Genomic DNA, 20,562 nt, shown 5'->3' with positions numbered 1-20,562 from the left:
CCACCGAAATACATAAAAACGGAGCCCAGCATCCAGCTGGGCTCCATCTCCATTATTCTTCTATCAGTCTACCAATCTTCTTAAATCTTGCAACAAAGTACATCCACGTCCCGGCCATCAGCACGCCCATGAATCCCGCAAGAACCGCCGCATTCTCCCACATAAAGCCGAAGTCGCCGCTAGAAATCACCGCTTTCAAACCGGCCACCGAGTAGGTCATCGGCAGGAATGCATTGAACACCTGCAACGCTCCCGGAATCAGCTCCAACGGGAATGTTCCTGCGCTCGTTGTAAGCTGTAGAATCAAGATGATGATCGCAACAAATCGTCCCGGGTCTCCGAGCAGTGTCACCAGGAATTGCACCAGTGCGATATATGCCAAGGATGTGAGGATACTGAACACCACAAACAACGGAACGCTTTGCACCTCAATGCCAAGGCCATACAGCAGAACAAGATCCGCAAGCAAGGCCTGCACCACACCGACAACCACCAAGACACTTAGTTTCCCGAGAAACCAGCCGGTACCGGAATTTGGTTTACCGACAGTGTCCCGTAATGGATAGACAATCGATAACAACAGGGCTCCGACAAACAAACCGAGTGATAAAAAGTAAGGAGCAAATCCTGTTCCATAATTAGGAACACCATTGGCAACCTCTGATTTCACTTTTACCGGATTAGCGAACATCCCGAAAGTCTCTTCATCAGCTTTGACCTCCCCTGCCTGAACGGCTGCATCCGTCAGCTTGGACTCCAGTTCCTGAGAGCCTTCACCCAGCTGACCGATTCCATCATTCAAAGCCGAGGATCCTTCTGCAAGCTGGGAAGTCCCATCACTGAATTGTTTCGATCCATCATCAAGCACTCCCATACCGTTGACCAACTCTTTTCCTCCGGCAGAGAGCTCTCGGCTTCCAGCAGCAGCCGAAGTCAAACCATCACCAAACTTCGCCAGTCCGGAAGTCAACTCCGTTTGACCTTTAAGCAACTCATTTGCTCCAGTCGACAATTTTCCGGACCCATCAGCAAGTGCGGATAATCCCTCAGAAAGCTGTGCCTCACCGCCAGCAAGCTGCTCGAGTGAAGCAACGGAAACAGTCAAGCCGTTTTGCAACTCACGCACCCCGCCGTCCAATGCCACCATGCCTTGTGAGAACTGATCGGAACCAGCAACAAGCTCCTTCAAGTAAGCCTCAATAACAGCGCGTTCCTCTGGCGTCGCATCTTCCAAAACAGGCTGCAGCACCGTTTCAAATTCTTTCATGCTTCCTGCAAGCTGTTCCGCTTTCACCGCAGCTCCTGAAGTTTTTTCCTGCAGGGAGGCTCCACCTGCTGCCAGCTTTTTCGATCCTTCATGAAGCTGTGAAGCGGCACCTGCAAGCTGCTGCTGGGACTTGTAGGCCTTCTCAATACCAGCCTGTGTTGCTGCAGCACCATCACTCAACTCTTTCGTTCCAGCAAGCGCGCGCTCCATTCCATTTGTCAGGCTTCTATGCCCCTCTTCCAGCTCACCCAATCCATTTGCAAGCTTTTCATTCCCAACATAGATTTCCTGTACTCCGCCATAGGCTTTTGCCACCCCTTGGCTGAAGGTAATCGATTTTTCTGCCGCCTGGCCCAATGCTTCCTTCAGATCACCTGAGCCTGTCTGAATTTCCGCAATCCCTTCAGTTAATTGATGTGTTCCATCTGCCGCCTGTGAAAATCCGTCCCCGAGTTTTTCAATATTGGCAAACATCTCTTCCGCATAGGTAGCTGTCAATTCGTTTGAAACTTCCTCCTTGATTTTCTCCACTGCGGTTGACCCGATCTGTGCAGATAGGAAGTTGTAGCTTTCATTCGGTACATATTTCAATTCCATTGGAAAAGGCTTTTCATCCAGAAGCGTCGTTGCCCGCTTCGAAAAGTCTTCCGGTATCTCGATCACCATATAATATTTCTGATTTTCCAGGCCTTGATACGCTTCCTCCTTATTCACAAACTCCCATTGGAACGAAGGATTATCCTTCAGGTTCTTCGAGAGATCCTCCCCTATTGTGAGCTCCATCTCTTCAAATTGAGCACCTTCATCAAGATTTACGACCGCAACCGGCAGGTCATCCAATCTTTCATAAGGATCCCAAAACGCCCAAAGAAACATCCCACTGTACATCAATGGAATGAAAAGGACTGCCAGCACAGGAATCAATATTTTTTTATTTGTAAAATGATCCTTCCATTCTGCTCCAATAAAATTTTTCATTGTATCAATACCTCCTGTAAACTATATGACCGTTTTTCTCATTTGGTCATTTTTCTTCAAATAGATAAGGATCATCAGACTGACAATCCTTTGAAAAAGTAGAGCTCAAACAGCTCTGCGATTTTTTCTTTTGATAATGGTTCGTGATTTTTTTCCCAATCCACAATCAGGGCAAAGTAGAATTTCAGCATCAGGAAAGCTGTAAGTTCTGAATCGCATGGAATGATGTCCCCTTTTGCGATAGCAACGTCGATCTTGTCCTGGATATAGGCGACAATGACCTGTTCCACTTTTTGCAGCTCTTCCTTCACAATCGGTGTGCCAAGCTCTTTTTCCTCCTGGATCAATTTTATCGTCAACTGATGCTCTTTCCGGAACTCCAAAATCCTTACAAGTGCCCGGTGTGCGTTTTCATGAAACGACAGCTCGGGATCGATGGCTCTATCTGCAACCTCTCTCATTTCACAAATGATCGCTGATACAATGTCACCGAAGAGCTCCTCCTTATTGGAATAGAAATTATAGATAGTTCCTTTTCCGACATTGGCAATTTTGGCAACCTGGTCCATGGTGGTGGCTTTGTAGCCGAACATGGAGAAGGATTTCGCAGCCGCTTCCTTTATGCTTTGTTTTTTATCCATGATTGATTGGCCCCTTTTTAACTGCTGACTGAAATACAATTATGGTCACTTCGTCATTATTATATTCCCTGTTCATAAAAATTGCAATAAAAAAAGGAGATTACATCCGAAAAATGCAATCCCCCTTTTCTATTTATACCGTTACCGGCTGATTCTGGTAATGATTCAAAATGGTCTCCACTGCCGCTTTCCCCTGATCGATGCAATCCGGCAGTCCCACCCCTTCAAAGGAGCTTCCTGCAAGATAGACTCCTGGCATTTCTGCAGCTAGTCGCTCATAGATCTTACGCAGCATCTTCTTATGGCCGACAGCATATTGCGGCATGGCCTGCTTCCATCTGCTCACAATGGTGAAATCAGGCTCTGCATGGATGTCCATGATTTTATTCAGGTCATCGAGCACCACCTGCTTGATCTCTTCATCACTCTGCTCGACAATTGCCTCTTCTCCGGCTCTGCCGACATAGCAACGTAACAGTATTTTCCCATCAGGTGTCGTATGCGGCCACTTTTTGTGGGTCCAAGTACACGCGGTGATGGTGTAGTCGCTGTTTCGGGATACGACAAAACCAGTGCCATCGATATCATGCTTGATGGCAGATGCGTCAAATGCCATGGCTACTGTTGCTACGCTAGTGGAATCCATCTCCGTAAGTTGTGCCAAATAGTCAGCATGTGGCAGCATGCTTGTAGTTGCAAAATGTGGTGTGGTCATCACTACATGATCAGCTTTCAGCGTTTTGCCATTGCTTAGTGAAATCTGATATTGAAAATCACCATGCTTGACTACTTCATCCACTTTTACTGCCTTCTGTACATTCACATGTGTCAAGTTGTCCTCAACAGCATCCACAAGCGACTGCAAACCGCCCGTCAAAGTCTGGAACATCCCTTTTTTGCTCTTCGGCTGATTGGCTGGACGCTTGGGTGTGGTCTGCTTCATACCTAAGATCAAACTGCGGTACTTCTGCTCCACCTGCTGAAATTGCGGGAAGGTTGCCTGCAAGCTGAGTTTATCAATATCCCCTGCATAGATGCCGGATAATAATGGCTCTATCAGGTTTTCAACAACCTCATCACCGAGCCTTCTGCGGAAAAAAGATCCCAGTGACTGGTCTTCCCCATTTCCTGAAGAAGGCATGATGAGGTCTGCCGCTGCTCTCATTTTCCCCATTGGAGAAAATAAACCGGTTGTGACAAATGGTGTCAGCTTTGTTGGAATACCCATCACTGCACCCTCCGGCATTGGATAAAGCTTTCCTTTTAACAGGATATGTGCAGTGCCTGTTGCGTTATTGGTCAACTTGCTTTCAAGCCCTACATCCTTGGCCAATTGACCGGCACTGACCTTTCTCTCCAAGAAAGAATCCGGCCCTCGCTCAATGGTAAAGCCATCTTTTTTCACCGTCTGGATTTTCCCGCCTAATCGGTTGCTCGCTTCAATCAATGTAATCTCTATATCTAACTTTTTCTCTAACATTTCTTTTTGAAGATAATAGGCGGCAGAAAGGCCTGTAATCCCTCCACCGATGATGACAACCCTTTTTTTCTCCTCGTTCATGGTTTCATCGCCTTCTTTACTAGTTTACTGATTGTGCTTTTTCAATTCTTCCAATACGACTGTTGCCATTGCATCCACAAACTGTGGCTGTGTATTCGGCATTTCCGGGCGATAGTACTTGGCACCGATTTCATCTGTCACGATCTTGCACTCAATATCATTATCATAAAGAACCTCAAGATGGTCGGAAACAAATCCTACTGGTGTGTAAACAAATGAAGTGTAGCCTTTTTCTTCATGAAGGTCACGTGTAATATCCTGAACATCGGGACCTAACCATGGATCTGGTGTGTTCCCTTCACTTTGCCAGGCGATCACATAGTTGTCGACCCCTGCACCCTTGGCGATCAAATCCGCCGTTTCCTGAAGCTGGTCGCGGTATGGGTCGCCCATTTGAAGGATCTTTTCAGGCAGACTGTGTGCAGAAACAATCAGCACCGCCTTCTCTCTTTCTGTACTATCCATGCTTTGGAAGGTTTCCTTGACACCTTTTACCCAATAGTCAATGAATTTCGGCTCGTCATACCAGCTCTCCACAGAGTAGATTGCCGGGCCGCCGATTTTCTCCGCTTCTTCCTGTGCACGTCCGTTATAGGATTTCACGCTGAATGTGGAGAAGTGAGGCGCAAGGACGATGCTGACCGCTTCTTTGATTCCGTCATTATGCATCGCTTGGACTGCATCTTCCACGAAAGGCTCGATATGCTTTAACCCCAGGTATACTTTGAATTCGATATCATCTTGGATGGAGTTCAGATGTGCGCCAAGTGCATTTGCCTGGTCTTCTGTGATTCTTGCAAGAGGAGAAATTCCCCCGATTGCATCATAGCGGTCTCTCAAATCCTGAAGCATTTCATCCGATGGCTTTCTGCCGCGGCGGATATGTGTGTAATAGCGCTCAAGGTCTTCTTCTTTATATGGTGTACCGTAAGCCATGACCAATAGGCCCATTGTCTTTTTTGCCATTAGTTCTACACCTCGTTCTATTATTCTTTATAGGGTCATGCAATTATTTCTTAGAAGAATAGTCGTGTACGAATTGTGCCAGACGTTTCAATGTGTCAGGATTCACTTCCGGGAATACACCGTGACCCAGGTTGAAGATATAGCCAGGCTGTTGCATCCCTTGATCCAGGATGGCCTTCGCTTTTTCCTCGATCACTTCCCATGGGGCAAGAAGAATGGCCGGATCCAGATTCCCTTGGACCGTTTTAGTGATGCCGCGCTGTCTTGCTTCTGCGATCGGCAGTCTCCAGTCAAGCCCCACTACATCCAGCGGAAGGTCATGCCATTCATTGGCCAAGTGGCTCGCACCGACACCGAACATGATCAATGGGACATTTTCTTCTTTTAGAGATGAGAAGATGCGGTTCATGACAGGCTTGATGAAGTAGCGGTAATCTTCCACATTCAATGCGCCAACCCAGCTGTCAAAAATCTGGATTGCTTTTGCTCCGGCATTGATCTGTGATTTCACATAGGTGATGGTCATATCAGCCAGTTTATCCATTAATGCGAACCATGCTTTCGGTTCCGCATACATAAATGCTTTTGTCTTGTTGTAGTTTTTGGAAGGACCGCCTTCGATCATATAGGAAGCGAGTGTAAATGGCGCTCCCGCGAATCCGATCAGTGGCACGTCCAATTGTTCCTTTGTTAATAGCTTGATTGTATCAAGTACATAAGGAACGTCCTCTTCCGGATTGATTTCTCCCAGCTTTTCCACGTCCTGAACGGATCGGATCGGATTATCGATCACAGGACCGATTCCCGATTTGATTTCTACATCCACGCCGATTGCTGGTAGAGGACTCATGATATCTTTATATAGAATGGCAGCGTCGACATTATATTGATCAACCGGGAGCTTTGTTACGTATGCACATAGCTCAGGCTGGTGTGTAATTTCAAACAGAGAGTACTTCTCTTTGATTTTTCTGTATTCAGGCTGGGAACGGCCAGCTTGCCTCATATACCATAAAGGAACATGATCCGTTTCTTCCCCTCGACATGCTTTTAAAAATGTATCATTGAACTTGCGTTGATTCACTGTGATGACCCCTTCCGTCTATCGATTGATTCTCTTTTATTACGTTTCACTTCTGTCATTTAACACTATACCTATTATTGTAAGGAAAGTATAGAATTAGCGCCCATTGTTCATAAAATAGACGATTTATTTAGGCTCTTTTCGTACATTTATATATGAAGTGGCAATAGGATCTTTACGGTTGTTCCTTTATTTTCCTGACTTTGTATCGAAACGGCTCCACCATGGTTCTCTATGATCTTCATGCTGACCATCAGCCCAAGGCCCGTGCCCTGCTCTTTTGTCGTGAAAAAGGGTTGCCCTATTCTTTCGATCAGAACAGCCGGAATGCCTGTCCCTTCATCCTCGATCAAGAGATAAATGAACTCCCGCTCTTTTTTCACCTTGATACGGATCTTTCCACCTTCAGGCATGGCTTCTATTCCATTTTTTATCGTATTGATCAACACCTGCTTGATTTGGTTCGGCTCGCAATCGATCCATATGGGAGCTTCTTCATACTCCACTATAAGCTCTACCTTATGCAGCAGGGCTTCACTTTCAAGGAAATCGGTCACCTGGCAGATCAGCTCCAATAGATTCTGGTTTTTAATCTTGACTGCCTGGGGTTTTGCAAGCGCCATAAATTCATTGGTGATCTGGTTGATACGATCAAGCTCCTTTTGCATGATATTAAAATAATACGGATCCGGGATGGTCCGCTGCTGAGAGAGAAGCTGAACGAACCCTTTCAGGACAGTCACTGGATTACGGATTTCATGGGCCACACCTGCTGCCAATTCACCGATGACAGAAAGCTTCTCCGACTGCATCAGCGCTTCCTCCGTCCGTTTTTTATCCGTAATATCCTCCATCAGAAAGATGAGTGCGATGATGATTCCTCTTGGATTTTTTATGGGTGTTACCGTCACTTTCACTTCGAGCGTTTGGTTGCCGACAGTCGATACGGTCTCGAAGGAAACGTTTTTCTGTTCTTCCATTCTGCTTAATAGAGAGGGTATATTTTCCATTTTCGTGAAAGTAAGAAAGCATGTTTGCTTGCCGACGACATCCTCTTCACGGACTTGAAATATATTTTCAAAGGATGCGTTGATCTGAATAGCATGGCCATTTAGATCATACACCCCGATTGCATCAGTAGTATTGGCGAAGTACGCCTCCAAGTACTCCCTGGTAGAAAGCAGTTCGCGGGATGTTTCTTTTTCTCTCTCCTCCGCTTTCAGACGGAACCGTTCATTTAAGCTGCTTGAAAACAGGAGATAGACGGTTACAAATAGCGTAAACAAAATAAAATAGACGACATCCACTTTAATATTTTCATAAAATACAGTTTGGAAATAATAGAAGTAGAAATATGTCAAGGTAACAAGGGTTATGGCACTAGCCAAGATGGTAGGCATGATTCTGTTGTATATCGAAGACATGATTAAAGGCATCGTTAAAAATATGTAATTGATAACATCCTTGTCCAGGTAGGCAACGACCCAAAAAGGCAAGAAGGATGTACAGACAATCACGTACATCCCTATTTTTGCAAGCCTGGGCTGTAAAACAAAATAAAGGGTCACGCTGCAGCCCAACAACGACAAAAGAATTACCGGCAATAGAATGCTTGGAAAAACAAAGAGATTTGTGATGGCATCCAGAACGGACAACGTGACGAAAACAATCAGCAACAGCTTGTTCCTTTTATGAATCATCGCAAGCTGTTCACTCGTGTCGTTCATTTCCAAGTTCCATTGTTCGGCTAATCGTAGGGTGAAGCCAGTAAAAAAGTTAGGTTGATAAGATTTCATTTCCTTGTTTCTCCTCTAGTGCATTGCTTTATCTATTTTAGCGAAATGTTGGTTTTACTACTGGTGATGGTTCACCTTCCTGTTCTGTCTGCGGATTGTATGGAACCACATAATAGGAAGGGACGGAAAAGATATTGATCATTTCCATCTCGTACGTTCCTTTTCCTGTGACCTCATCTACAAGTTTGGCTTTCTCATCTTGAAGGGAGTAGATTCGGTAGACTACCCTATCGTCATCCGATGCAGGCCAATGCAGGATCGTGGTAAACAGGCCGAATGGACGGAATGTCAGCGATGCTTTCAGCTCATCGACTTCGGTCAGAATGATCGGCTCTTCAAGATCTGTTACACCGGCTGGAACGGAAAACATTCCATCATCCAATCCCGATTCCCTGACAATGTCCTTAAAAAGTTTGGTAGGGAATGCACCGCCACCTGTCAGATACTGCTCTTCAGTCGTCACATCATAGCCCATCCATACCGTTCCAACGATATCCGGAGTATACCCGACAAACCAAGTATCCTTGATGGCACCCTCGACATGGGGATAATTGGTGGTCCCGGTTTTTCCCGCTAGATCCCCTTTTATCGAACCCGCCTGTGCAGTCCCCTGCTCGACTACTCCCTCAAGCATTCTTGTCATTGTCCAGGCTGTTTGGGAACTGAAGACATGCTTTTCTTTTACTTTTGCCTGTGCGATGACTTCTCCGGTTCTGCTCTTTATTTCCTTGATGAAGTATGGTTCTACAATTTTCCCACCGCTTCCGAAATTACGGTAAGCCTTGGTCAATTCCAGAGGTGTAACCCCTTCCTTCAACCCGCCAAGTGCGATGGCCAATCCGTTATCTGGGATGGAAAGGTCCATTCTATCTAGATAGCCTTTACTCTTTTTAATCCCCAGTTCATTTAAAGCCCAAACTGCCGGTGCATTTAGCGAATCCCTAAGCGCATCATACATCGTGACCTGCCCCAGATACTTGTGATGATAGTTTCTAGGTTCATAGTCGCCATAGGATAGAAGCTTGTCCGATAAAAGGCTGTATGGCTCGAACTCCTTTTCCTCAAGGGCGGGTGCATAGACAGCGAGAGGCTTAAAAGTAGATCCGGGCTGCCTTTTGATGGAAACCCGATTGATGCCTTGGGTAACATAATGCCTTCCACCCATCACCGCAAGCACACCACCTGACTTCTGGTCCATCAGGACGAAGGAACCTTCCACATTTTCGGGCTTGCCTGGAAAATACTCATTCTTTTGGAACAGCTCGAAGGCAGCGTCCTGTGCGGCAACATTCATTGGGACAGTAATCGAGTACCCTCCCCTGTGCAGCTCTTCATTGGTAAGGCCATAACGTTTTTCCGCCTCTTCCACCACCATATCGATATAGGTCAGATAGGCCTGTTTTTCCGTTGGCTCCACAATTTCTATACCAAGGGTCCTACCTTGCAAGGCCACCGCTTCCTCCGCTTCGAGGTATCCATGCTGATGCATAAGCTCTATCACCAGATCTCTGCGGTTTTTGGCCGCCTCCGGATTATTGATGGGAGAATAGCTGCCCGGAGCCTTCGGCAGTGCTGCCAGCATGGCTCCTTGTTCCACAGAGAGATCCTTGGCGCTTTTATTAAAATAGAACTTGGAAGCCGCTTCTACTCCATAGGCCCCGTGCCCAAAATATATCTGATTCAGATACATTTCAAGGATCTCGTCCTTCGTGTACCGTCTCTCCAGATTTATGGCAATGACCGCTTCCTTCGTTTTACGTAGCCACGACTTCTCATTCGTCAGAAAGATATTTTTCGCAAGCTGCTGCGTTAAGGTGCTTCCACCCTCCGCCTTGCTTCTCGTCACCACATCACGATATACTGCCCTTCCAATGGCCCTGACATCAATGCCACGATGCTCATAAAACCGTTGATCCTCCACCGCCACAAATGCGTGCTGGACATGCTTTGGAATACGATCCAGCGTCACAATTTCTCGATTTTCAAAAAATAGCTTCGTGATGGGTTTCCCTTCTTCATCAACAAGTGTGGTGGTCGAATCCATTATAAGTTTCGTGTCGTCTATGACATAGTTACCCGCCATGATAATCGCGATGTATCCGACTAGGCTGAAGAGTATCGCACATATTGCTATCACTGGAAACACAATATATTTTTTCTGAAAATGCTTCTTGAAATGCTTTAAACCTTCCCACTTCTTTTTCCTTACAGCTCTTTCGATGATGTTTACCTCCTTATGAAAAGCGGTAATAATAAGTAAGATTAATTTGCTCGGACATCCTTGCAGAAGGTGTCCGGGCATCCTTTTTCTTATATAATGGCAGTAAAAGAGTAAGCTAAAATCGTCCAGATACTATTTTAACTTATTCTGGAGAATCTTTCTTGCATTTACCTTATTTTGTTATAAGAAACCGTTAATTAAACATGAGGAGCGATGAAAAATGAACTTTTATATGACATTTGGAACAGCGGGGTTCCTCGAGGACCTGCGCGAGGGAATACATGATGGCGAATTACTGTTGATGCATGGGGAGGATAATGCAGTCCTGATGCACGAAACCACGGAACAGTCGAGCTTCAATTCAGGAAATAAATATGAAGTGCTGGACGCATCCGGCGAGCTCTCGAAGGGGAAGTTTGCCGTACTGAATAATATTCCGGTAACAGATGAAGGCCGACCGGTATTTGAATACCGCTTCAACCAGCGAGCAAGATTAATTGAAGATGAAGCAGGTTTTGCAGCAATCAGGGTTCTGCGTCCAGTGGGTTCTGATACTTACGTGATTCTTACACTATGGGAAGACGCCAAATACTTTACCCAGTGGCAGGAATCCAAAGCATACGATAAAGCGCATGAAAAAAGAGGTTCATCGGAAGGCATCGATCAAAAGCAGCAGGTATTCCCGCGTCCTTCCTATGTTACTACCTATCATGTGCAGATGCCTTCCGAGACGGAATAGGCAGCAAAAAAGGACCGTGGAATCGGTCCTTTTTTATATCATTTTTTCTCTTTATCCCTCAATACCCCATGCCTATTTGCATAAATGGCTGCTTGGGTGCGATCTGCCACATTCAGCTTGCCTAAAATATTGCTGACATGCGTTTTGACTGTTTTCACACCGATAAAAAGCTCATCACTGATTTCCTGATTCGTTAATCCATCCCCTAGACACATCAGAACCTCTATCTCCCGTTCTGTCAATTCATCGTGCGGCAGCTTGGAAGGAGCGCGGAATCTATTCATCATTTTGCTGGCCACCTTGGGTTCAATCACTGGCTCATTGCGGACAGCCTTCTCGATGGCCTGGATAATATCCTCTGCTCTTGCTGTTTTCAATAGATAGCTGTATGCGCCTGCTTCTATCGCCGGAAAGACCTGTTCATCATCATAATAGCTTGTGATAATGATAATTTTGCAGTTTGGGTGAAATTTTACTATTTCCCGTGTAGCGTCAATCCCCGTGCCATCCTCCATTAAAAGGTCCATCAGCATGACATCCGGCATTTGCTTTCTTGCCAATTCGATGGCAGCCCTGCCACTCGCCCCTTCTCCGACTATTTCAATTCCTGGCTCTGTTATCAGGTAAGCCAATAGGCCTTTGCGTACCATGTCATGGTCATCCACCACAGCAACTCTTACCTTATCCATTTAAATTTCCTCCCCTCTTATCGGAATATGAATTTCTATATGTGTGCCTTCCCCTTTTTTCGAACGGACTGTAAACTCTCCGCCAATCTCTTCACAGCGCTCCTTCATATTCGACAGGCCGTAGGAGGATTGCTTCTGATGGTTCACTTCAAATCCTTTTCCGTTATCACTAATAAATATGTATACATACTGATTTTCCTTTTGATGCATATCTATTTTCACAATGGTAGCATCCGCATGCCGCAGTATATTAGATATCGCTTCCTGAACAATCCGGAACAAGTGATCCTCCGTTGCATTGCTCAAGGAGGAGATCTCTTTTATATCATGCTGGAATGTAATCGGAGTCCTCTCCTCCAATTCTTCAAGGAGCTTATGTATTCCCACACACAATGTATCGTTCGTCAGGGAAACCGGGCGTAAATGCAAGAGCAATGCCCTCATCTCCCCTTGTGCCTGGGCAGCGATACCAGCAATATCATTCAACTGTTTTTTGGACTCATCCGGATACTGCTCAAACATTCTTATCGCGGCAGAGGACATGATACTTAAGGCGAAAAGCTGCTGACTGACGGAATCATGCAATTCCCTGGCAAGTCTTTGTCTTTCTTCAATGGTCGCAGCATTATGGGCTTTCATTGCAAGCTGATTTTTCTCTTCCGCAAGCTTTTGGAGCGATCGGACCTGGCTTTGAAATTTGTTTGCAAGTTGGTTGATATCTTCCGTCAATCTTCCCAATTCATCCTTTTCTGCGACAATGATCCTTTCAGAAAATTTCCCACGGCCTAGTGTCGCAATAAAGGTTGAGATATCCTCCACCCTCTTTTTCAAATAGCTGCTTTGCTTATAGCCGATATAAATACTTGTACCAACTGAAATCAAAAAACTCATGACTGTCATCCAGATCGATATGGAAACAGTGATTTGGAAATCCTGAATGAATAGGACCAGTAATTGAAGGGAAATGAAAAATAAGGAGCAGGAAATCGTCGCCACCGTCACAAAAGAACGAATCAGCCAAAAACGCAAACTGTTTATCTTTTTATCTTGTTTAGATTCGTTCAATACGCACATCCCCTATTTTCAGATCCAGTTCAATATCAAGCTTTCTTGTCGCACTATCATAATTCGGTGATTCATAGAAAACCCTGCATTTTTTCCCTTGAGAGGATTCATCAAAAACCCTGATTTTCCCTATCTTAACCGATGACTCGATTCGAATTGGCAGGTCATCCGGTATCAACATTTTCAAGTCCGCGACCACGCCCTTTATCCGAATTTTCGTTTCCTTGTCAGGGATATAAGCTTTTGAAAAATCAAAGTAGTAATCCCCTACCACCGTTTTCAATGTCAAAGGCTCGACAGCCCAATTCGGCTTATTCATTTTCAGCTCGCCGATTGTAATGACCTTCTTTTGATGGGAGGGGTCTTTCTTTTCCTCATTTAAAAAATCATCGTCTTCCTCTTTTGAAAATAGGTCGAAATCATAATCACCCTTGGTGACCGTTATTTTAACCGGGCGCTTTTTAATAAATAACTGGAGACCAAAATAGATGAACAAAAGCGGCCAAAGCTTCCAAATCATCTGAAATTCAAATACAAGGAAGTCAAGGCGATCCATTAGCAATAACGCCCCAAACACGACAAGTACCAGGCTGATGAAGAGTGCTTTCTTTCCGTATAGAACGGATTCTATGAGCCACTTTAACCCTAGCAATACGATAATAACGGGATAAAACGTGACAAAATACTCTTTTATTTCCAAGGAAATGACTCCTAAATTGACAAGAAGCAACATAATTCCTATTAGAACAAATAAAATTGCGATTATTTTCTGATTGAATGTTTTCATGATGATGCTCTTCTCCCCCCCTTATACCTAATTAGACAACCTAACCGAGAAATCCTTTTAGTCTATTATCAGTTTACTAAAATCCAAAGTGGTTAAAACCGACCTGCAGTTCGTATCTCTATCCGTCTTGGGGCGGAAATTTCAAAAAAGAGCAGCGTGCCCTAAGGCTTCACTGCTCTTTTTTGAAAATAGGAATGTAACCCTTCGTAGGCCAACACACCTAGCAGCAAACAGATATAGCCTGCTGCATAACCTGCAAATACGTCGGATGGATAGTGGTAGTTAAGGAAAATCCGACTGGTCCCAAGCAACGCAATGAATACGATACCTGCCACAAGAATAATCAATCTTTTCCCACCGGTCTTGATATAGGTCAAGATCAGATATAGGAGCAACCCATAGAAAAAGAGCCCGACCATTGCATGTCCACTAGGAAAACTGAGACTTTCGGCACCTGGTCCAGTCATCGGCCGCTCTCTTCCGGTAAAATCTTTCAGCCATTTATTTAATTCATTGACCACAATAACGCCGGCAATGATCGTTCCCATCGCTATGTAATCCCTTTTTCTCCACCAGATCAGCACCACTGCAAGAAGCATGATCGTGATTACACCAGGTTTATCGCCAAGTGTGGTAAACAGATGAAAGAAACTGACAACCCACTCCGCTTCCAATCCGCTGACTGCATCCCGGATTGCACCATCAAAAGCTATTGTATTTTCAGCAACAATCTGTTGAAAAGACCAGAAGAAAAACAGTCCACATAAAACAAAAAAGGCACTTCTGCTCCATATCCTATATTTTACTGCCACCTGTTCCCTTTGCACTTTTTCCGCTTGCATTCTATCTCCTCCACCATACTTTCTACCTATCTATCATACATGATTTTTGAAAAATATGACTATTCTTTTTTGGTGAAATCATATAGAATACTAGAAAACCAATATTTATTTCGAAAGGGGAAACATTATGCTGGATAAACTTAGTGAGCTGTTAGCGGAACATTATGAAGAAATGGTTGAAATCAGACGTTATTTGCATCAATTCCCTGAAGTATCCTTCAAAGAATTTCACACGGCAACGTACATAGCCGACTTTTACAAAAATCTCGGCATTTCCGTTACGACGAATGTAGGCGGAAATGGAGTGGTTGCAAAAATAAAAGGGGCCACCCCGGGTAAAACGGTTGCATTACGCGCTGACTTTGACGCTCTTCCGATCCAGGATGAAAAAGAAGTGGAATACAAATCGAAAGTTCCAGGAGTGATGCATGCATGTGGTCATGATGGCCACACTGCTACCCTTCTAGTATTGGCCAAATGTCTGAATATGCTCCGTGATCAATTGGTCGGCAACGTGGTCCTCATCCACCAGCATGCTGAGGAATACGCTCCAGGCGGTGCCATTGCCATGATCCAGGATGGCTGCCTGGATGGCGTGGATGTGATATTCGGCACTCATTTATGGGCAGGTGTTCCATTAGGTACCATCCAATATCGTGTAGGTCCGGTAATGGCCGCTGCTGATCGCTTTTCCATTAAAATTCAAGGCTCAGGCGGACATGGTGCTCAGCCGCACAAAACAAAGGATGCCATTGTAACCGGCTCCCAACTTGTCATGAACCTGCAACAGATTGTCAGCCGCAGAGTCAACCCAGTCGATCCGGCCGTCATTTCCGTCGGAACCTTTGTAGCGGAGAACGCTTTTAATGTCATTGCAGATTCTGCACAACTTATCGGTACTGTCCGCACCTTCAACGATGATGTCCGCGATCAGATCGAAAAAGAAATTGATGCAGTGGCAGCCGCTACTTGCGCGCTGAATGGATCTACTTATGAATATACGTTCGATCGCGGCTATCCTGCTGTTGTGAACCATAAAGAGGAAACAGAATTTCTCGTGGAGATTGCCAAACAGATTTCCGAAGTGGAAACTGTCGAGGAAACAGCGCCTCATATGGGCGGGGAGGATTATGCCTATTACCTTCGTCATGTAAAAGGAACCTTCTTCTTTACAGGGGCGAAACCGGAAGGCGTGGAAGTTGCCTACCCGCATCATCACCCTAAGTTTGATATCAATGAAAAATCCTTGTTGGTTGCAGCAAAAACACTTGGTTCTGCAACTGTCCAGTATCAGAATCAGGCACAAAAGTCCCTGGTTCAGCCCCATCAGGCATAGTAAAAAGGCACCGAACTTCTCCTTTGAAGTTCGGTGCTTTTTACATGAGTCCCTCTTTCTTCAAATATCTCATTCGGTAGCAGTTAACCGCTGTTTTCCCAAGGTGATCGAGGAAATTATAATTCGCATACGCTCCAACAATCGCTCCAAATCCCGGAATCATCTGCAGCATTTTGATAAGATCGATATAATCCCTATACTCCTGTTGAAATGTCTGCCAATCCAATTCGGTGATATCCTCTTTATTCTTTTCCCAATCCTCTAAAAAGCCAAGGACTTGCCTGCGGTGGTCTTCACCTGAAAATGCCAGTTGGAAAATATAAAGGATGTAAACCCGCTCCTCATACTCTTTAATGTTGTAGCCGTAGATGGATGCGACTTCAAAGAGGAACTTCATTTTGATTGAGAGAAGGAGCGGGAAGTCCGCCAATCCCAACAAAATGCCGCCAGCCCCTGTACCAGCCCCTTCAACCGCTGCGGTCCTTTTGTAGAAATCCAGCTTTTCCTGTAACAGTTTTTCTTTTTCTACCAAGGTGAGGTTATAAATATCCTCCCTCTTTTTAGTAGTAATATTACTCCCCACTAAAGTTGCCTGTACCATCTTTTTAATACTTTCACGCATCACCGTATGGACTTTTTCCGGAATCATGCTATTTACTTTATTCTGCGCACCTTTGGAAAGCCTTTGGAACATCGTTGATTTTTTCTGCAGCTGGAGCTTCCATTTCGTGACTTCCTCTAGCATTTTTTGTTCATACATGGGAAACACTCCTCTGTTCTTTGTATTTATTTATACGTATGTTTTCACGACAGGTTTCAAATGGTGTGGAAGAAAAATGTATCAACTTCATAAAGTAAAAAGCACGCAAACGCCAATACGCTTACGTGCTCTCCATTTACAACTTTGCAATTTTATTCTTCACTACCGTATTCACATAAACGTAAGCAAACAGGACGCCCCCAACCAATACAATGGCCACTTCCATCCAGGAAGCAACAAATGTAACAAGGACACTCAATATCACTGATTGCACAACTAGAATGCCTGTCATCATTTTCAAAAATGCACGGCTTCTTTCCTCTTCCTTGACCGGGTAAATGGACAGCCATATTTTGTTGTAATGATGGCGCCACATCGGCACAAGCTGGAAGGCTGTGAGATACAGGACGAACAATGGTGCAAGGTAGGTTGCATATCCTACAGGCAATAACAGCAGGAACACTCCTCCGATGATCAGCAGCCTCAGGAATAAACCGAAGTAGTCACCGGAACGCAGAAACGTCCGTAAATATAGGTAAAGATAGCTTTGATTCTGATGATACTTTCCCAAGGGCAGCACCGCATCCATCCATCTTCTCCTCTTTACTTTCTCCTTCAGTCCTGGGACATCCACAAACAGGTTTGCCACACGGTAGAAAAGCTGCATTCTCTTTGTTTCATTTTCGATCAGGTATTCCCATTTCCAAGTCAGCTTAGCGGTTACTTTTTGGAAATAAACAAACAAAAACGTCATAATCAATAGCACAAGTCCAATGAATAGATAGTCTGCCCGCGCAAAAACGAGGTACAGGAGGGCAAAATTCAAGAAAAGCCTGATCCACCAATCAGCCAGACGCGCTTTATAATCAGTGTAAAAGCTCATAAGCCAGGTCATCCAGAGGTTCCAGGCTTTAACTGCAATTAACAGGGCAAGGATTACCATAACAGTTTGCATCGTTGCTCCTGTAAGCGTGACAAACAAGGGGACCGAAACCCCGAAAACGAGGAGAAGGAAATAGCTCTCCAGGACAATCGAAAACCGGAATGATTTTTTTATGTAAGGACCAAGCTTTGCTTCAAGCGGCAGCAGAAAGACAATATCCGGATCTTTTAAAAATGTATGAATGCTTCCCCTTGTCAAAAGTAGAGCAAGGAGCGCTCCCATAAGTGGGGCATACGGGAAATCCTTCGGAACAACCTCCAGCCAGTTTTGATAAGCAAGCGCAAGTCCACTTAATAGAAAGATCATGACAATGACCAGATGATCATTGAACATATAGCGTAAATATTTTCTGGTATCCTTTATATATTGACTGAACCTGTTTTTCCAAAGCTGATCGACATTAAACATTGTTTTCTTCCTTTGTCAGCTGGATATATAGGTCATCCAATGATGCTTGCGGCATACCGAATTGCTGTCTAAGCTCCGTTAGTGTGCCCTTCGCCCTGACTTCCCCCTCATGCAGGATGACAAAAGAATCGCAATATTTCTCCGCCGTCGCCAGGATATGAGTGGACATCAGGATACCCGCACCACTTTTCTTCGCTTTGTCCATGATCTCCAATAAGGAATGGATCGCAAGCGGATCCAGACCGACAAACGGCTCATCCACGATATAAAGCTTTGGTTCAATCAAGAAAGCCGCCAGAATCATGACCTTCTGCTTCATCCCCTTTGAAAAATGGGCGGGAAACCATTTCAACCGCTTCTCCATGCGAAACTCCTTCAATAAAGGATGCAGACGCGCCTCAAATGTCTCCTTCGAGAGGCCATAAGCCATCGCTGTCAGTTCCAGGTGCTCGTAAAGAGTCAGCTCATCATATAGTATCGGCGTCTCCGGTATGAAGGTAAAAGTGGAGCGGTACTTGGTCGTATCCTCCTGGATGGAGATGCCATCAATCTTAATGGACCCCTTCTTCGGCTCCATCGTTCCGATTACATGCTTGATAGTCGTACTCTTCCCGGCCCCATTCAGCCCGATCAATCCAACCAGCTCGTTTCTCTTCACCGAAAACGAAATATCCTTCAACACCGCCTGATTCGTATATCCTCCGGTCAACCCGCTAATCTCCAACAAATCTAAACTCACCAACACCCCATCCTTTCACAATCCACTAAAGCAATATTAATATGTACTACATAAAAAGGGAAAATCCTGCTGGGGTCTGGCCCCTAAATTTTTTTCTTATATATAAAATTTACCATAACATATTTTCGCGGAAAGTGCGCATCATATGTAAGGAAGGGGAACGGGGGGCAAGTAACAAGCCTTTAGGTTAACTTTATGAGATGAGGTGGCTGTCCAAGACAGTTGTGCTTGACTCAATAAAAGTTAAAATAATGTGTTCTCGTCGTTGTGGGACTTAACCGGCTACAACAAATCGATCATCATGGACTGAACTCCTGCTGATCCTCAAGAATGAGGTGTTTACGGGCGACGCTTTACTTTAAAGTTAGTGTATCCGTGAGTAATTCATTTTGAAAATGAGGTGTTCGTCAAAGACTATCTAGTCGAAAATCCAAGTTACTCTAGTTGTGAAATCAAGTAACAAGGGGATGGTTGTTTTGAACAGGAAAGCTGACCATTAGACACATTTTTAAAAACAGATGAGGTGTTTATCAAACACAGTTTATTTGTAAGCTAAAAATGCTGTTTGTAGGCTTCTCCTAATTCTGACAGAGAAGCTTGTTGCCCCCTTTCCCCTTCTTTAAAGCAGAGGCTTTGCGCTTCTGCTTTTTATTTTATCCAAACCTTGATGATTCACTGATTATGCAATGTGTCCAAAACATGGTAAAATGAGAAAAAATTAATGAGGTGATTCTGATGCATGATTGCATTTTCTGCAAAATTATCAATGGGGAAATTCCTAGTGCAAAGGTATACGAGGATGAGCATGTTTACGCATTTTTGGACATCAGCCAGGTTACGAAAGGCCATACACTGGTGATTCCGAAAGTACATAAGGAAAACATCTATGAACTTACTCCCGAGATTGCATCCAATCTGTTCAAGGTGGTACCGAAAATCGCAAATTCCATTCAATCACAATTTGAACCGATCGGCTTAAACCTCCTGAATAACAATGGGGAAGCTGCAGGGCAATCGGTATTCCATTATCACCTCCATATCCTGCCGCGCTACGGTAAAGGGGACGGATTCGGTGCAGTATGGAAGTCCAATCAAAGCGACTATTCCACCTCCGACCTATTAGAGATTTCGTCCAAGATCGCGCAAGGAATAAAATAGGATGATTAATCGAGCTGTCCGAAACGTGTCGGGCGGCTTTTGATTTTTGCTGGGGGTATTTAAAGCGGCGGGAAATTCTAAGTGGATGATGGACTTTTTACATGGAATCCTAGCTCAAAAAGTCCTTCATAAACCCGATGAGTGACTTTTCTCTTGCATTCACACCCAAAAACGTCCTTCATAACCACTATGATGGACGTTTCACATACCATCACACCCCAAAACGTCCTTCATAAACCCGATGATGGACTTTTCACATACCATCACACCTCAAAACGTCCTTCATAAACCCGATGAGTGACTTTTCACATACCATCACACCCAAAAACGTCCTTCATAACCACTATGATGGACTTTTCACATACCATCACACCCCAAAACGTCCTTCATAACCACTATGATGGACTTTTCACATACCATCACACCTCAAAACGTCCTTCATAAACCCGATGATGAGTCAAGTCCTGGTTATTGTGTAAAATTGTAGGCAATGGTTTCAACCCTACTATTATTATTTTTTTGCGAAACTTCCATGGACTTTTTTCTTCATATCTGGGAAGGGATGTCAAAGGCTTTTCACTT

Annotated in this window: 17 protein-coding genes; 3 read left to right on the top strand and 14 right to left on the bottom strand. The window is 44.5% G+C overall.

From position 1 onward, the window contains the following. Positions 1-52: 52 nt before the first annotated feature. The 7 genes from ACQCT5_RS16295 to ACQCT5_RS16265 form a co-directional block, all read right to left on the bottom strand. Positions 53-2,245: a YhgE/Pip family protein gene (locus ACQCT5_RS16295; protein ID WP_499643164.1), complete on the bottom strand. Its 2,193-nt coding sequence runs from the start codon at positions 2,243-2,245 to the stop codon at positions 53-55. A gap of 74 nt (positions 2,246-2,319) precedes the next feature. Next, complete coding sequence (locus ACQCT5_RS16290; protein ID WP_499643162.1) at positions 2,320-2,886, bottom strand: TetR/AcrR family transcriptional regulator; 567 nt, start codon at positions 2,884-2,886, stop codon at positions 2,320-2,322. A gap of 133 nt (positions 2,887-3,019) precedes the next feature. Then, on the bottom strand, positions 3,020-4,447 hold the full coding sequence (gene hemY / locus ACQCT5_RS16285; RefSeq protein ID WP_499643160.1) for a protoporphyrinogen oxidase: 1,428 nt from the start codon (positions 4,445-4,447) through the stop codon (positions 3,020-3,022). A 24-nt stretch (positions 4,448-4,471) separates the two neighbouring features. Next, positions 4,472-5,413 carry a ferrochelatase gene (hemH, locus tag ACQCT5_RS16280; protein ID WP_499643158.1) on the bottom strand — a complete coding sequence of 314 codons (942 nt, stop codon included), beginning with the start codon at positions 5,411-5,413 and terminating at the stop codon, positions 4,472-4,474. 43 nt (positions 5,414-5,456) lie between these two features. Continuing rightward, positions 5,457-6,497: a uroporphyrinogen decarboxylase gene (gene hemE, locus ACQCT5_RS16275; protein ID WP_499643156.1), complete on the bottom strand. Its 1,041-nt coding sequence runs from the start codon at positions 6,495-6,497 to the stop codon at positions 5,457-5,459. A gap of 149 nt (positions 6,498-6,646) precedes the next feature. Then, positions 6,647-8,293, bottom strand: a complete 1,647-nt coding sequence (locus ACQCT5_RS16270; RefSeq protein ID WP_499643154.1) for an ATP-binding protein — start codon at positions 8,291-8,293, stop codon at positions 6,647-6,649. Between the two features lie 37 nt (positions 8,294-8,330). Further along, a complete protein-coding gene (locus ACQCT5_RS16265; RefSeq protein WP_499643152.1) occupies positions 8,331-10,439 on the bottom strand; it encodes a transglycosylase domain-containing protein in 2,109 nt (702 codons plus the stop codon). Positions 10,440-10,734: 295 nt separating this feature from the next. Between ACQCT5_RS16265 and ACQCT5_RS16260 the strand changes: the two genes are divergently transcribed. Continuing rightward, positions 10,735-11,253 carry an antibiotic biosynthesis monooxygenase family protein gene (locus ACQCT5_RS16260; protein WP_499643150.1) on the top strand — a complete coding sequence of 173 codons (519 nt, stop codon included), beginning with the start codon at positions 10,735-10,737 and terminating at the stop codon, positions 11,251-11,253. A 38-nt stretch (positions 11,254-11,291) separates the two neighbouring features. Here the strand turns inward: ACQCT5_RS16260 and ACQCT5_RS16255 are convergent, their stop codons facing one another. The 4 genes from ACQCT5_RS16255 to ACQCT5_RS16240 all read right to left on the bottom strand — a co-directional run bounded on the left by ACQCT5_RS16255 (position 11,292) and on the right by ACQCT5_RS16240 (position 14,636). After that, the gene (locus ACQCT5_RS16255) at positions 11,292-11,942 is read right to left on the bottom strand and encodes a response regulator transcription factor (protein ID WP_499643148.1); all 651 of its coding nucleotides are present in this window, start codon (positions 11,940-11,942) and stop codon (positions 11,292-11,294) included. Next, a complete protein-coding gene (locus ACQCT5_RS16250) occupies positions 11,943-13,007 on the bottom strand; it encodes a sensor histidine kinase (protein WP_499643146.1) in 1,065 nt (354 codons plus the stop codon). Further along, positions 12,994-13,794, bottom strand: a complete 801-nt coding sequence (gene liaF, locus ACQCT5_RS16245) for a cell wall-active antibiotics response protein LiaF (RefSeq protein WP_499643144.1) — start codon at positions 13,792-13,794, stop codon at positions 12,994-12,996. The genes ACQCT5_RS16250 and liaF overlap by 14 nt, the downstream gene beginning before the upstream one ends. A gap of 161 nt (positions 13,795-13,955) precedes the next feature. After that, complete coding sequence (locus tag ACQCT5_RS16240; RefSeq protein ID WP_499643142.1) at positions 13,956-14,636, bottom strand: phosphatase PAP2 family protein; 681 nt, start codon at positions 14,634-14,636, stop codon at positions 13,956-13,958. 127 nt (positions 14,637-14,763) lie between these two features. Between ACQCT5_RS16240 and ACQCT5_RS16235 the strand changes: the two genes are divergently transcribed. Continuing rightward, the gene (locus tag ACQCT5_RS16235) at positions 14,764-15,972 is read left to right on the top strand and encodes a M20 family metallopeptidase (protein WP_499643140.1); all 1,209 of its coding nucleotides are present in this window, start codon (positions 14,764-14,766) and stop codon (positions 15,970-15,972) included. A 40-nt stretch (positions 15,973-16,012) separates the two neighbouring features. Here the strand turns inward: ACQCT5_RS16235 and ACQCT5_RS16230 are convergent, their stop codons facing one another. The 3 genes from ACQCT5_RS16230 to ACQCT5_RS16220 all read right to left on the bottom strand — a co-directional run bounded on the left by ACQCT5_RS16230 (position 16,013) and on the right by ACQCT5_RS16220 (position 18,810). Further along, the gene (locus ACQCT5_RS16230; protein WP_499643138.1) at positions 16,013-16,732 is read right to left on the bottom strand and encodes an EcsC family protein; all 720 of its coding nucleotides are present in this window, start codon (positions 16,730-16,732) and stop codon (positions 16,013-16,015) included. A 136-nt stretch (positions 16,733-16,868) separates the two neighbouring features. Then, positions 16,869-18,083, bottom strand: coding sequence for an ABC transporter permease (locus ACQCT5_RS16225; RefSeq protein WP_499643136.1), 1,215 nt, complete (start codon positions 18,081-18,083; stop codon positions 16,869-16,871). After that, positions 18,076-18,810: an ABC transporter ATP-binding protein gene (locus ACQCT5_RS16220; protein ID WP_499643447.1), complete on the bottom strand. Its 735-nt coding sequence runs from the start codon at positions 18,808-18,810 to the stop codon at positions 18,076-18,078. Before ACQCT5_RS16220 ends, ACQCT5_RS16225 begins: the two co-directional genes overlap by 8 nt. Positions 18,811-19,557: 747 nt before the next feature. Between ACQCT5_RS16220 and ACQCT5_RS16215 the strand changes: the two genes are divergently transcribed. Beyond that, positions 19,558-19,980, top strand: coding sequence for an HIT family protein (locus ACQCT5_RS16215; protein ID WP_499643134.1), 423 nt, complete (start codon positions 19,558-19,560; stop codon positions 19,978-19,980). Positions 19,981-20,562: the final 582 nt, after the last annotated feature.

It is taken from the genome of Sutcliffiella halmapala (assembly GCF_050107295.1).
Taxonomy (GTDB): Bacteria; Bacillota; Bacilli; order Bacillales; family Bacillaceae_I; genus Sutcliffiella_A; species Sutcliffiella_A halmapala_A.
This window is presented reverse-complemented; position numbering and strand designations above follow the sequence as displayed.